Source organism: Rummeliibacillus pycnus (assembly GCF_050459865.1).
GTDB classification, from domain to species: domain Bacteria; phylum Bacillota; class Bacilli; order Bacillales_A; family Planococcaceae; genus Rummeliibacillus; species Rummeliibacillus pycnus_B.
In genome coordinates this window covers 1-12,774 of the sequence record NZ_JBCMNM010000053.1, presented here as the reverse complement: position 1 = coordinate 12,774, position 12,774 = coordinate 1, and the positions used below count along the sequence as shown (strand labels likewise).

Annotated in this window: 11 protein-coding genes, 10 tRNA genes and 1 pseudogene; 1 reads left to right on the top strand and 21 read right to left on the bottom strand. The window is 35.4% G+C overall.

What is annotated here, in order from left to right; genetic code table 11:
- Positions 1 to 118: 118 nt before the first annotated feature.
- The 10 genes and pseudogenes from ABE048_RS12730 to ABE048_RS12685 form a co-directional block, all read right to left on the bottom strand.
- Positions 119 to 1,042, bottom strand: a complete 924-nt coding sequence (locus tag ABE048_RS12730; RefSeq protein ID WP_430311638.1) for a S66 peptidase family protein — start codon at positions 1,040 to 1,042, stop codon at positions 119 to 121.
- A 102-nt stretch (positions 1,043 to 1,144) separates the two neighbouring features.
- On the bottom strand, positions 1,145 to 2,773 hold the full coding sequence (locus ABE048_RS12725) for a peptide ABC transporter substrate-binding protein (protein ID WP_430311637.1): 1,629 nt from the start codon (positions 2,771 to 2,773) through the stop codon (positions 1,145 to 1,147).
- Between the two features lie 56 nt (positions 2,774 to 2,829).
- On the bottom strand, positions 2,830 to 3,876 hold the full coding sequence (locus ABE048_RS12720; RefSeq protein ID WP_430311636.1) for an ABC transporter ATP-binding protein: 1,047 nt from the start codon (positions 3,874 to 3,876) through the stop codon (positions 2,830 to 2,832).
- 5 nt (positions 3,877 to 3,881) lie between these two features.
- On the bottom strand, positions 3,882 to 4,817 hold the full coding sequence (locus ABE048_RS12715) for an ABC transporter permease (RefSeq protein ID WP_430311635.1): 936 nt from the start codon (positions 4,815 to 4,817) through the stop codon (positions 3,882 to 3,884).
- Complete coding sequence (locus ABE048_RS12710) at positions 4,814 to 5,752, bottom strand: ABC transporter permease (protein ID WP_430311634.1); 939 nt, start codon at positions 5,750 to 5,752, stop codon at positions 4,814 to 4,816. Before ABE048_RS12710 ends, ABE048_RS12715 begins: the two co-directional genes overlap by 4 nt.
- A 33-nt stretch (positions 5,753 to 5,785) precedes the next feature.
- The gene (locus tag ABE048_RS12705) at positions 5,786 to 6,610 is read right to left on the bottom strand and encodes a M55 family metallopeptidase (protein ID WP_430311633.1); all 825 of its coding nucleotides are present in this window, start codon (positions 6,608 to 6,610) and stop codon (positions 5,786 to 5,788) included.
- A 694-nt stretch (positions 6,611 to 7,304) separates the two neighbouring features.
- Positions 7,305 to 8,225: a S66 peptidase family protein gene (locus ABE048_RS12700; RefSeq protein WP_430311632.1), complete on the bottom strand. Its 921-nt coding sequence runs from the start codon at positions 8,223 to 8,225 to the stop codon at positions 7,305 to 7,307.
- Positions 8,226 to 8,406: 181 nt separating this feature from the next.
- On the bottom strand, positions 8,407 to 8,643 hold the full coding sequence (locus ABE048_RS12695; RefSeq protein ID WP_430311631.1) for a hypothetical protein: 237 nt from the start codon (positions 8,641 to 8,643) through the stop codon (positions 8,407 to 8,409).
- A 170-nt stretch (positions 8,644 to 8,813) separates the two neighbouring features.
- Positions 8,814 to 9,341 (bottom strand): DinB family protein, encoded by a 528-nt coding sequence (locus tag ABE048_RS12690; protein ID WP_430311639.1) that lies wholly within the window; start codon positions 9,339 to 9,341, stop codon positions 8,814 to 8,816.
- Positions 9,327 to 9,794 (bottom strand): annotated as a pseudogene (locus tag ABE048_RS12685) (AraC family transcriptional regulator); the annotation flags it as partial. The gene ABE048_RS12690 and the pseudogene ABE048_RS12685, both read right to left, overlap by 15 nt.
- Before the next feature lie 847 nt (positions 9,795 to 10,641).
- Here ABE048_RS12685 and ABE048_RS12680 point away from each other — a divergent pair.
- Positions 10,642 to 10,890, top strand: a complete 249-nt coding sequence (locus tag ABE048_RS12680) for a hypothetical protein (protein WP_430311630.1) — start codon at positions 10,642 to 10,644, stop codon at positions 10,888 to 10,890.
- 68 nt (positions 10,891 to 10,958) lie between these two features.
- Here the strand turns inward: ABE048_RS12680 and ABE048_RS12675 are convergent, their stop codons facing one another.
- From ABE048_RS12675 to ABE048_RS12625, 11 genes are all read right to left on the bottom strand, one after another.
- Positions 10,959 to 11,693: a tyrosine-type recombinase/integrase gene (locus ABE048_RS12675; protein ID WP_430311629.1), complete on the bottom strand. Its 735-nt coding sequence runs from the start codon at positions 11,691 to 11,693 to the stop codon at positions 10,959 to 10,961.
- A gap of 106 nt (positions 11,694 to 11,799) precedes the next feature.
- Positions 11,800 to 11,880: transfer RNA gene (locus ABE048_RS12670), tRNA-Leu, on the bottom strand.
- A 33-nt stretch (positions 11,881 to 11,913) separates the two neighbouring features.
- Positions 11,914 to 11,987 (bottom strand) — tRNA-Cys (locus ABE048_RS12665).
- 16 nt (positions 11,988 to 12,003) lie between these two features.
- Positions 12,004 to 12,078 (bottom strand) — tRNA-Gly (locus tag ABE048_RS12660).
- Between the two features lie 8 nt (positions 12,079 to 12,086).
- Positions 12,087 to 12,158: transfer RNA gene (locus tag ABE048_RS12655), tRNA-Gln, on the bottom strand.
- 4 nt (positions 12,159 to 12,162) lie between these two features.
- A tRNA-His gene (locus ABE048_RS12650) sits at positions 12,163 to 12,238 on the bottom strand.
- 36 nt (positions 12,239 to 12,274) lie between these two features.
- Positions 12,275 to 12,350 (bottom strand) — tRNA-His (locus ABE048_RS12645).
- 32 nt (positions 12,351 to 12,382) lie between these two features.
- Positions 12,383 to 12,456: transfer RNA gene (locus tag ABE048_RS12640), tRNA-Trp, on the bottom strand.
- A 19-nt stretch (positions 12,457 to 12,475) separates the two neighbouring features.
- Positions 12,476 to 12,559, bottom strand: a tRNA-Tyr gene (locus ABE048_RS12635).
- Between the two features lie 7 nt (positions 12,560 to 12,566).
- Positions 12,567 to 12,642: transfer RNA gene (locus ABE048_RS12630), tRNA-Thr, on the bottom strand.
- 6 nt (positions 12,643 to 12,648) lie between these two features.
- Positions 12,649 to 12,724: transfer RNA gene (locus tag ABE048_RS12625), tRNA-Phe, on the bottom strand.
- Positions 12,725 to 12,774 lie beyond the last annotated feature (50 nt).

Here is a 12,774-nt window from a genome sequence, read left to right as displayed (position 1 = left end):
CTCCGTTCCTTAATTGCTTCTGCGGGGTCTCACCTGTCTCGCTTTCCCGCAGGAGTCTACGCTGATTCCACTTCAATATAGATAGAAATACAATATTTTTACATTTCCAATGCGATCGTTATTGAACCCCCGGTTGTATTGTGATTGTTTTTTCATCTGCATCTAAAAATGCATTTGCTCCAAATGGTACTGCGAAATGAGGTTGGCAATGACCTATTTTCACATCTTTTACAATTGGGATTGTAAGATTTCCAAAGTAATGTTCAAATACTTCATCTAATGTTAAGGAAACCTTTCTCTTTGATGGCTCTGCATGGCAAAAATCAGCAATAATAATACCTGCAACATCATCGAATTTCCCTGCCTGTCTAAGCTGATTTAGCATACAATCGACACGATATGGTTCTTCGTCTATATCTTCAATGATTAAAATTTTACCTTGTGTATTCAATTCATATTTTGTTCCAATGCCATTAGATAACAAGCTAAGATTGCCACCTGTTAACTCGCCTTGGCATTGTCCTGGCCGAAACATTGTAATAGATGCAAATGTTTCATCGTATTGGAGGACTGTTGGTTCAAATAGTTGTTCGAACATTTTGGCAGACTTCTCCTGGAATGTATCTTTTCCAACATCTGAGGCAAGCATTGGGCCATGAAATGTTATGAAATCGGAATATCTACCGATGGCTGTATGTAAAAAGGTAATATCAGAATAACCCCAAAACACTTTTGGATTATGTGCGATTAAGTCAAAATTAATACGATCTGTATAGCGAGCTGCTCCGTATCCTCCACAAGCACATATAATGCCTGCAATATTTGGATCTGCGAACATTTGATGTAAATCATTTAATCGTTCATCATCTGTACCGGCTAAATAACCATTCACTTTGAATAAGGATTCTCCAAATTTATAATTAAGACCAAACTGTTGTAAAAAATCTAATGACTTTTCCAAACTCTTGAGATTTGGTGGGCTTGCAGGTGCAATAATCCCAATCGTATCTCCAGGCTGTAATCTCTTTGGTTGACGTTTCATTCTAATTCCTCCTTTTCTTTCATAAATAAAGCGACAATACATGAATTATCGTCTTATTTATGGAAGAAAGAGCAGTGCCACAATGTGACACTGCAACTTTTTTTATTTTTTATCTGCCCATTTAAGCTCTAAGTAACCTACTGGGTGGCGAACTATTCCACTTACAGATGGCTTTTGTAAAGCTAATTGGTTGTAGAAATAAAGTGGAATGATTGGTGCTTCATCGATTAAGATTTTCTCTGCATCTTGAAGCATTTTCCAACGTTTATCATTATCAGTTTGTTTTTTAGAATCTGCGATTAATTTATCAAATTTCTTATTAGACCAAGCTGTACGGTTCATAGAAGAACCTGTAATAAAGCTTTCTAGTGCATTTACTGGATCTGCATAGTCGAATAAGAATGATGAACGAGATAATTGATGTTTCAATTCTTTTTGTTCAGTCATAAACACAGCAGGTTCTACACTTTGAAGTTTAATATCTACGCCAAGATTTTCTTTGAATTGACTTTGAAGTGCCTCTGCAATTTTTTTGTTATCTGGAGTTGTAGAGTAAGTTAGAGTAGCAGCTGGAAGTTTAGACCAGCCCTCTTCCTTCATACCTTCTTTAAGAAGTTTTTTCGCTTCATCTTTGTTAAATGTGATTAAATCGCCAGTTACTTCACGGAAATCTTCACCTTTTCCATTAGTTAAACCATAACTTACGAAACCGTGAGCAGCTTTTTGGCCTTGTTTCGTTACATAGTCAACAAGATTTTGTTGGTCTACAGCCATAGCAAATGCTTTACGAACTTTTTCATTTGTAAATGGTTTTTTCTCAACATTGAAACGATAGAATGCGATACCTGCTTGGTCCTCATTTGTTAACTCTTTGTTATCTTTTAATTCTGCAGCAAGTTCTGAAGGTACAGATGAGATATCTAACTCATTATTTTGATACATTTGGTATTCAGTGTTAGTATCATTTACCATTGCCCATTCAACTTTGTCTAATTTCACAGTATCCTTATCCCAATATTGATCATTCTTTGCAAATAGCATTTTAGAATCGTGTTCCCATGATTCTAATTTGAAAGGACCGTTTCCAACAAATGAATCTGCTTCCGCAAACCATTTTGGATTTTCAGTAGCCACTTTTTCATTTACTGGGAAGAAACTTGGATTTGAAATAATGTTCAAGAATGCTTCAGTTGGAGCGTTTAATTTTACGACAAATGTTTTATCATCTTTTGCTTTGATTGCAATATCTTCAGGTTTACCTTTACCAGTGTTGTAGTTTTCTGCACCATCAATAACGTAAGCTAAAAACGCAGCAGGAGAAGCTGTCTCTGGATCTAGCATATGTTTCCAACCATAAACGAAATCACCAGCAGTTACAGTATCACCATTAGACCATTTTGCATTATCACGAAGTGTGAATGTATACGTTAAACCATCATCTGAAATATCAATTTTCTCTGCAGTTGCTGGTTGAGGTTCATTTTTGTCATTTAAACGAACTAGCCCTTCCATTAAGTTATTTAATGGAGCCCATGAAACTGCATCAAATGCTACAGATGGGTCAAAAGAGCTTGGTTCAACAGCATTATTTAAACGTAAAACCTTTTCATCTTTTTTTCCACCATCGCTTGTTCCTTCTTTTTCTTTACCGGCATCTTTGTTTGCTGTACATGCTGCTAATACAAGCATTAGTATTGACATGAAGACTAGCGGAAGCCATTTTTTCTTCATACATTTCCCCTCTTTCCCCTTTAAATTTATGTGAAGCACTAAGTGCCAATCACCGATTAATCAAATAATCCCTTTGCTCGTGAATCTTGCAACCAACAATCCGTATAATGACTAGTAGATAAATAGGTTGTCTCTGGTTGTACATAATCACACACTTCCATCGCATATGGACATCTCGCAGCAAATGCACATCCTTTGGGTGGTGCAAATAAGTCTGGAGGCGTTCCTTCTATTGGTTCTAGTTCCTCTTCTAACAAATCGAGTCGTGGAACTGAATTTAATAACCCTTTTGTATATGGATGTGTCGGCTGATAAAAGATTTCGCGTTTGGTACCGATTTCGATAATCTTGCCTGCATACATTACAGCGATACGATCTGCAATTTTCGCCACTACCCCTAAATCATGAGTGATTAAAATAATGGACACGCCAGTTTTTTGCTGAATCTCTTCAAATAGTTCGAGAATCTGAGCTTGAATTGTTACATCTAAAGCAGTTGTTGGTTCATCTGCGATTAATAATGTTGGTTCGCAAATAAGTGCAATAGCGATCACAATTCGTTGTCTCATCCCTCCCGAAAATTGATGAGGATATTGTTTTAGTCGTTCTTCTGGATTTGAAATACCTACTAAATTTAATATTTCAATCGCTTTTTTCTTAGCTTCGGCTTTGCTAATTGATTTATGGTTTCTAAGACCATCTGTTAGCTGCTCACCAATTGTTAATGTTGGATTTAGTGCCGTCATAGGGTCTTGGAAAATCATTGAAATATCTACCCCTTGGATTTTCCGCATTGCCTTTTTATCTAAACTCGCTAAATCTTTCCCTTTAAAAAACACTTTACCATTTGAAATTTTGCCAGGAGGTTGTGGAATCAAACCCATAATGGCATTCGATGTTACACTTTTACCACAGCCTGATTCTCCTACAATTGCAAGGGTTTCTCCTTCATGAAGATCAAAGGTTACTCCTCGAACTGCATGTACTTCACCACCATATGTCTTAAAGGTTACGTGTAAATCTTGAACTTCTAGAATCTTCTTTCCAACTGCTGTGGAGAGATTTTGGAGTTGTTCATTATATTGTTGCGTTTTACTTGTCATCTCTCTCACCCCCTAAGTTTTGGATCTAGTGCATCTTGCAATCCATCTCCTAAAACATTAAATGCAAACATCGTGATTGCAATAAATAATGCAGGGAAGAACAATCTCCACCAGTATCCCGATAAAATAACGGGCAATGCATCATTCGCCATTACACCCCAACTGGCAAATGGAGCTTGAATTCCTAAGCCTAAAAAGCTTAAAAATGCCTCTGCAAAGATTGCACTAGGAACGGTTAACGTCATTTGTACAATAATAGGACCCATTGTATTTGGCAGTAAATTTTTTCGAATAATTCTGAATGTTTTAGCTCCAAATGATTTAGAAGCCGTTACAAATTCATAATTTTTTATCTGTAATACTTGACCACGTACAATTCGTGCCATACCAACCCATCCTGTAATGGTTAATGCAACGATAATTGTTGTTAAGCTCGGTTCCATAACTACCAATAGTAGAATTACGACTAATAAATGTGGTAAACCATATAAAATCTCAATTATACGCATCATAAATAGGTCTACTTTGCCACCTTTGTAGCCACTGATTCCTCCATAAATAATGCCTATTGTGACATCAATAATAGCAGCCATTAATCCTACAAATAACGAAATACGTGCTCCGTACCATGTTCTCGTAAATACATCTCGTCCCATCTCATCTGTTCCAAACCAATTACTCATTGATGGAGCTTTGTTTTGATTTGGTAAATCAGTTGTTGTTACGGAATGTGGAGAAAACATTGGGACAAAAAAAGCAGCTAGTCCCAAGAAAATCAAAAAGCACAAACCAAACATCGCTAACTTATTTTTCTTTAATCGTCTCCATGCATCAGCCCAATATGAAAGTGATGGCCTCACAACATTTTCTGCTTTTTCTATATTTTTTCCTTTTGGTTTAAACCACTCGTCTTTAACTTCTATTTCATGTACATTCGTCATGATGCATCACCTGCTTTTTTATGCAATTTGATCCGTGGATCTAAAATTCCGTAAACAATATCTACAAGGAATAACATAAAAACTAAAAACGCACTATAGAATACCGTTGTCCCCATAATGACTGGGTAATCACGATTATTAATACTTTCTACGAAATATTTCCCCATACCCGGAATTGCGAAAATCTTCTCAATTACAAATGTTCCTGTTAAAATACCCGCAAGCATCGTCCCCATAATTGTTACGACAGGCATCATGGCATTTCGTAAAGCATAGCGAACAATGATTCTCCAAGGTTTTAAACCTTTTGCTTTTGCCATTTTTATATAGTCCTGTGTCAATACTTCAAGCATACTTGCCCTCGTTAACCTCGCTATTATTGCCATCGGACCAGTTGCCAACGCGAGTGTTGGTAGCACCATATGTTTCGGACTTTCCCAAGTTGCTGCAGGAAACCAGCCAAGCTCTCCAGCAAACACTTTAATTAATACTGTAGCTAAGATAAAGTTTGGCAACGAAATTCCTATAACTGCAAATGTCATAGCTAAATAATCAATCACACCATTATGTCGGAGTGCTGCTAAGGTTCCTAATATCACACCAGATATAAGAGCGACTATTATTGTTACCATTCCCAGTTCGAATGATATTGGAAAACCTCTACTAATTAAGCTATTCACGGTTTCATTTGGCTTTTTAATAGATGGCCCAAAATCAAACGTTACGATTGCTTCTAAATAACTTAAATATTGCTTATAAAGTGGTTGATCTAACTTATAAAACTTTTCCAAGTTTGCTTGAATTGTTGGATTCGTCGTACGATCACTATCTAATGGCGACCCAGGAATGGAATGCATTAAAACGAATGTTAACGTCGCGATGATTAAAACTGTCACGACCATCATCAAAAATCGTTTGATGATATATTTCACCATACAAATCTCCCCTTTGTTCTTTCTATGATGTCATCAACAATATTTTGCTTGGAATGCAAGCTCCGCCATAACTAACATTGCTCGATACGCTTCTAAAATATCTTTTGCTTGGAATTCTACGATTGTCGTACCTTCAATAATTCTTGTTCCAGGCATTAAGGCAGCCCATTCTGCTTGACCATAATTCGTGAATTCAATTTTTAATGTTGGGTTTTCTGGTGGTGTTAGTGGCTTAATCTCATCCTTTTTAGCAATTGCTTCTGCAACTCTTGCTGCAACTAACTCTCTCGCCTTTTTAGGATGGAGTGTTTTTACACAAGATCTTGATATTGATTCTTTTACTGCAGCAGTAACAATACCAGGAATTAACGCTTCAATTTCTTTGCATGCACAATCATCACCTGCTAAGAAAATAACAGGCACCCCATAATAACCTGCAACATAAGCATTAAAGCCGATTTCACCAATCTCTACATCATTGATGAACATTGTTCTAAAACTAAATGTCATTGAGTGGCTCATCACTCCTGGCATACCAGCTCTTGCATGATAACCGTCAAACATGACGCCATCAAATGTTTCGTCCACATTATGTACCATCGAGAATTGCTTAAAATCTCCAGACATTAATGTTGCATCTTCATGCAATTCTTCAACTAATAAATTATTCATCTTCGAATGGCTATCGTTAACTAAAACTTCTGTTGCTCCGTTTTGAAATGCTGATTCAATAATTGCATTTGCTTCTTGTGTCATAATTCTTCGCGAATTTTCATAATTACGTTCTGAAGATGACACAAATGTATAATCTGGTAACCCTGTAATGCCCTCCATGTCTACTGAAAGAAAATATTTCATCCTGATTCCCCCTACCTAACTTCTTACTGTTTATTGATATATTACCAGTAAATTTCTGAATATTCAATTATTTTTAAGTAAGAAAATGTAACAATCCTTTATTTTTACAGAAAATACTTTTTATTTAAGTCAATTTTATAAATCCATTAATCTGGTTTCTACATGCTGTGGAATTAGCTTCGCTTTCCGCGGGCGAGCGTTGAGCCTCCTCGGGGCAACAGGATGTTGGTCACGGAGTCGTTGCCACAGGACGTGGCGTTCTTAGACTCCGTTCCTTAATGTTCCTGCGGGGTCTCGTCTAGTCCGTTTTCCCACAGGAGTCTCTGCTATTTCCACTTTAACAAAGATAGCTATACAAGATTTTTATTATAAATTTTCAACTTTTTTTACTTTTTCAGTGCCCTCACTATGTTCCTGCAAGCTTTTCACGTAGGGCTTTGAATGAATCTACTGAATTAACATCGCACGAAGAAAATGCAAAAAATACATTTTCGAGGATTCGCCGTCGAAAGCGTTGAAATGAACAAAATTGGATATCATGAAATGTTCGTATATTTTATTTAAATTTTCCATTATGAAATTGATTCTATTAATTAAATATACATAATAGAATAATGTAAAATATTTAACCATAAATTTTTCGATAGTATAAATAAAGGATCCAATTTTTAAATAAAATTGGATCCTTCGTTTTCTATTCTACACCTGGTAATATAGCTAAATTTTTGTTGTCTGCATCTAAAATTACGTCAACACCTAATGGAATTCCAACATTCGGTTCGCAGTGTCCAATTTTAAAGCCACTTACCACAGGAATGTTTAATTCCTTGAAATAGGATTCAAACAGTTCCTCTAAATTTGGTGAATCTTCATATTCTCTTGGATTTATTTCTGTAAAATCGCCAATGACAATTCCCTTTACTTGTTCAAATTTGCGTGCTTGTCTTAGTTGGTTAAGCAATCCATCGATTTGAGCAGGTTCTAATCCGATATCTTCAATAAGTAGGATTTTCCCTTCTGTGTTAATTTCAAATTTTGTTCCTAAACTATTTGCAACTAATGTTAAGTTACCACCCGTTAATTCACCACGTGCTGCTCCTCCACAAATCGTTGTAAGTGGTGAAATACTTTCATCATAGTGAATCTCTGCTGGTTGGAATAATTGCTTAAACATATGCTTCGTCCGTTCTGTTACATCATCACGGCCGATACTTGATAATGTAGGCCCATGGAAAGTAACAATATCTGAATACATACCAATTGCAGTGTGTAAAAATGTAATATCAGAAAAACCCCAGAAAATTTTCGGGTTTTCTTCAAATAATAAATAATCAATTTTATCAGCTATTCTGGCAGCACCAAAACCAGCACTTGCACAAAAAATAGCTTTAATTGTCGGATCTTCAATCATTTCTTGTAAATCTTTGGCACGATCCTCATCTGATCCTGCCAGATAATGATTATGTAGTTGTACAGTATTACCTAAAACATAGCGTAAACCTAATTCTTCAAGAAAATCGAGTGATTTCGTTAATCTTTCTATATTCGGAGGACTAGATGGCGCAATAATACCCACTGTATCCCCTTTTTGTAATCTTGGTGGACGTCTTTTCATGTTCAAAACTCCTCGTATTTCAAATCAATTATCTTTACTTTATCAAAAAGTCGACTATATTGGCTATTTATTTACATGTTTTGAACATTCGAACTTCCTTTATTTATTAGGAAAAATTAAAAAAGCTCACATTCATCTGTAAAAATTGAATAAGAGCTCTATCTTCTTAATTATTTACATATTAGTTTATTTTCTCATTAGACTCGATTGACAAATTGATTCCTATACCATGCTCTTTATTAAAATCAATCCATCTTCCCAATTCGCGTTCAACTGCTCTATTCTGCCATTCCATCCATCCACACTCAGAGCAATGACTTTCCACATAGCTGTTACCATGTGTGTCTTTGTGGTGATAAATGGTATTCGCTTTACAATTATAGCAGTAGATAATTGTATGATCCGTTTGCATATACATAATTGATATCCTCCCGTATACTCGATTATTACTACCATAATTTGCATTTAACTGTCACTTTATACAGGATTTCTTCAGAAACAAAAATAAAGACAGATCATTTAAGATCTGTCTTTTCAACATTTGAGAATTCAAGAGAACACAAAAAAGCCCTAACAATTACGATATTTTTATTTTACTTGATGTTCGTGTGAATATTCATTATTGAAAAATTCTACCACTTGATTTTTGTGGTGGTTATCATGCCAAAGAAAACTACTTATATAATTAAAGATTGTATGAGGGTAACCTGAATAGGGATCTACTTCTTCACCATTTATCTTAAAGTGTACTGAAAACTCTTCTTCCGATTTTTCTCTTAACTTAGATACTAATACATTTCTACCTTCAATAAATTGATCTATCAATGTTTTTACAGTAACACCTGACAAAGAATACTCAGAAGCCTTATCATTCAATTCTTGAAATTCTATGCTTTTAATATCAGCATTTTGCTTCATGTACGGAAGTGTTTCTTCAAGAATATATCTATCCCAAAACATTAAATGAGAAATTATTTCTGCAACTGACCATTTTCCTTTTGAAATCGGGAGATTGAAGTTTTTTTCAGAATACTTTTTCAAGGTTTCAACCCAAACAACTAGTTGTTCAAACTCTTTTAACAATTCTTCTTTTGATAACTTTTTCTTTATTGGCACATACAAATCTACTTTACATTTCCCCTCAGGATCATCTATTGGGTTATTCATGCTAAATTCGAGGCTATGTCTATGATCTGCAACATAATCACTATTAGGCAACCATTCCCCAAAAATTATTTGATAAGCATTAACTAACTTTTCAGGTGTATCATAGAACTGATATAGTGCGTACAGTCCACCTGAAATATTTTTATACTGTATATCTTCGTGGGGTTCCTTTTTAAATCCATCAGGTATTGTTACACATGCGTCATGACGACAAGATTCTGCATCCACAAACTCGGGATTATCTAAAGAGATTCCAATAAAATATTGGTTAGGTGGAAATAGTCCATTTTTTGCTGCCCACTGTCCTAATATCTCCCAATGAGGCTGAGGTTCAAAATAGCTACCAGTATGCCTAACATATGCAACCTCATAGTCAGGAAGTTCCTTCATTAAAATAGTCATCATTCATTACTCCTATAATAGATTTAACCACTTTACTAGTAATTCGATATTAGCCTTAATTTCCCTTTTGCATTTTCCTATTGAAACATGTCGGAATCTTTTTTTGATATTACCTTCCCCTATCACTGTTCCTGTTCCATCCGTTTCAATGGTGCTGTTGCTAGCGATTTGACTTCCATAGGACAATCAAGAAAGATTCAGGAGCATCTTTAACCCCTAAGGTATTCGAAAGGCATTTTATTGTTAGAGATTCGATTATTAAATCTATATAGTATTGGAATCATATTTCTAACTTTATTATGTATGCTATAATATTTATCAAATGTTAAATTATGGGGTGTAAATGTGAAAAAATACATATTTTTAAGCAGTTTATTGGCGGTTTCATTACTCGCTGCATGTGGTGAAACTGAAAAAACTACTGAAACAAATAAAGCACATATAAGCTATTTTTAGTTCTCATGCTAAAGTAAAAATAAATTTCAAAGGATAGGGTTGTTTTTTATGAAACGAATTAACAAATTATTTTTATATATAATATTATTCTCAGTTACTTATATTATCCTAGATTTTATCTTACATAAAAGAGTTGATTGGATTGGTTTATTTGCGGGGCTTTTAGGTTATTTAACTGTTTTAGGATTGATGTACTATTCTAGTAAATCTAAAAAATAATATGTAATTCTAAGAGGTAGCTATATTTATATTGTAGCTGCCTTTTTCATTTGCCCACTTTTGCGTAATTTATTTTCTGCCGCTTGTGGAATAATTAACTAATTTACAAGGATATTTTAAATATTTGCGGAATATTATTCAATAATGAAAGAAAAAGTAACGGAGGGATAATATGCCGTTTTTTAAAGAAGAAGTTTATGCTACATATTCTTTAGAAGATTTATCTAAAATAAGAGAGATTTTAGCAATAGAAGGAATAAAATATTCTTATAGAGTGAAAGACGGTTCTTCTCGAACTAGTAGAGGAAACTTTGGTAGTTTTGGAATGAATACAAAATATGAAAGACAATATGTAATTTTAGTTTATAAAAAAGATGTTGAACAAGCAAAATATTTAATTCACAAAGCATTAAACTCATAGAAATTTTGTTCTGAAAAGGAAATTTTCCATTGTTGAGCAAAATTGTACTATCAAAATTAATATTGGTGCTATATTTGCAGTATCTTTCTTGAACCATTTGTTAAGGGTGTACCATCTAAAGTAACGAATAGTGCATTGCTTTCAGTAATTCCACGTACTTTTAAATAACTTTTCAATTGTCTTGAAAGTGTTTTTTGTAATGGTACAAAGCGTTCAAAGTTATTTTTGGTACGTCTAATTCTTATTAAACCTTCAGCAAATTGAATATCATCTATTTCAATTCCAGCAGCTTCAGAAAGTCTTACACCAGTATCAAATAGCAAATAAATAATTGTATAATCTCGTAAACCTACAAAGGTAGTTAAATCACATGTTGGAAGTAATTTTCTTATCTGTACATTAGAATAAGTTTCAATTATTGGCTCTCGGTCACGTAACAACCTTAAATGTTCAACAGGATTGTATTTAATCACTTTGTAGTTAAATAAATGATTATAAAAGGCTCTAATGGCTCTTAATCGTGTGTTAATTGTTGAAGTTTTTAAATTGTGATTTTGCATTGTTTTAATGCCTTCTTTAATCACGTCATAAGTTACTTCTTCAACAAATGTAACTTCTATCTCTCTATGAAAATAAGTAATTTCACGCTCATAGTATCGAATGGTTGCTGGTCTAACATTTCGTAGTTTTGAATCATTGAGGAATAAACGTAAACAATCTATTATTGTACGTTGTCCAGTTTCAACTATTTGAGGACGAGCATTTTCACGCTCTTTTGCATTGAGTAGGTTTTTTCTTCGCATAAAAAAACACCTCCAAACTTAATTCACACTACTTAATAGTAGTAATTGTTAAGATTGAAAGTGTTAATATATACGCATAAACGTTGGTTTCATGCGATTTATAGGATACCGGTGGTCGGGGTCGAACCGACACTCCAAAGGAACACGATTTTGAGTCGTGCGCGTCTGCCAATTCCGCCACACCGGCATTATATTATTAGAGTATTAATTTTAAATTATATGGAGGCGGCAACCGGATTTGAACCGGTGATAAAGGTGTTGCAGACCTGTGCCTTACCACTTGGCTATGCCGCCATACTATTATTTAAATTGGAGCGGAAGACGGGGTTCGAACCCGCGACCCCCACCTTGGCAAGGTGATGTTCTACCACTGAACTACTTCCGCATATTTAACTGGGGTACCTGGATTCGAACCAGGGCATGACGGAATCAAAATCCGTTGCCTTACCGCTTGGCTATACCCCAATAATGGGGCGACTGAAGGGGATCGAACCCTCGAATGCCGGAACCACAATCCGGTGTGTTAACCACTTCACCACAATCGCCATTATAATTAATGTCTTCTATATTAAATTTAAAAATGGGGCGACTGAAGGGGATCGAACCCTCGAATGCCGGAACCACAATCCGGTGTGTTAACCACTTCACCACAATCGCCATTATATTGGTCTTTACATTAAATTTAAAATTGGCAGGGGCAGTAGGAATCGAACCCACATCAAAGGTTTTGGAGACCTCTATTCTACCGTTAAACTATGCCCCTATATAAGAAGTATTAAAGATGGTGGAGGGGGGCAGATTCGAACTGCCGAACCCGAAGGAGCGGATTTACAGTCCGCCGCGTTTAGCCTCTTCGCTACCCCTCCGAAAACATGGTGCCGGCGAAAGGAGTCGAACCCTCGACCTACTGATTACAAGTCAGTTGCTCTACCAACTGAGCTACACCGGCATATCATGGTGGGTCGGGACGGAATCGAACCGCCGACACTTAGAGCTTCAATCTAATGCTCTACCAACTGAGCTACCGACCCATGATAATGATATTTTTATTCTTTTTTTAAAAAAATGGCGGTCCGGACGG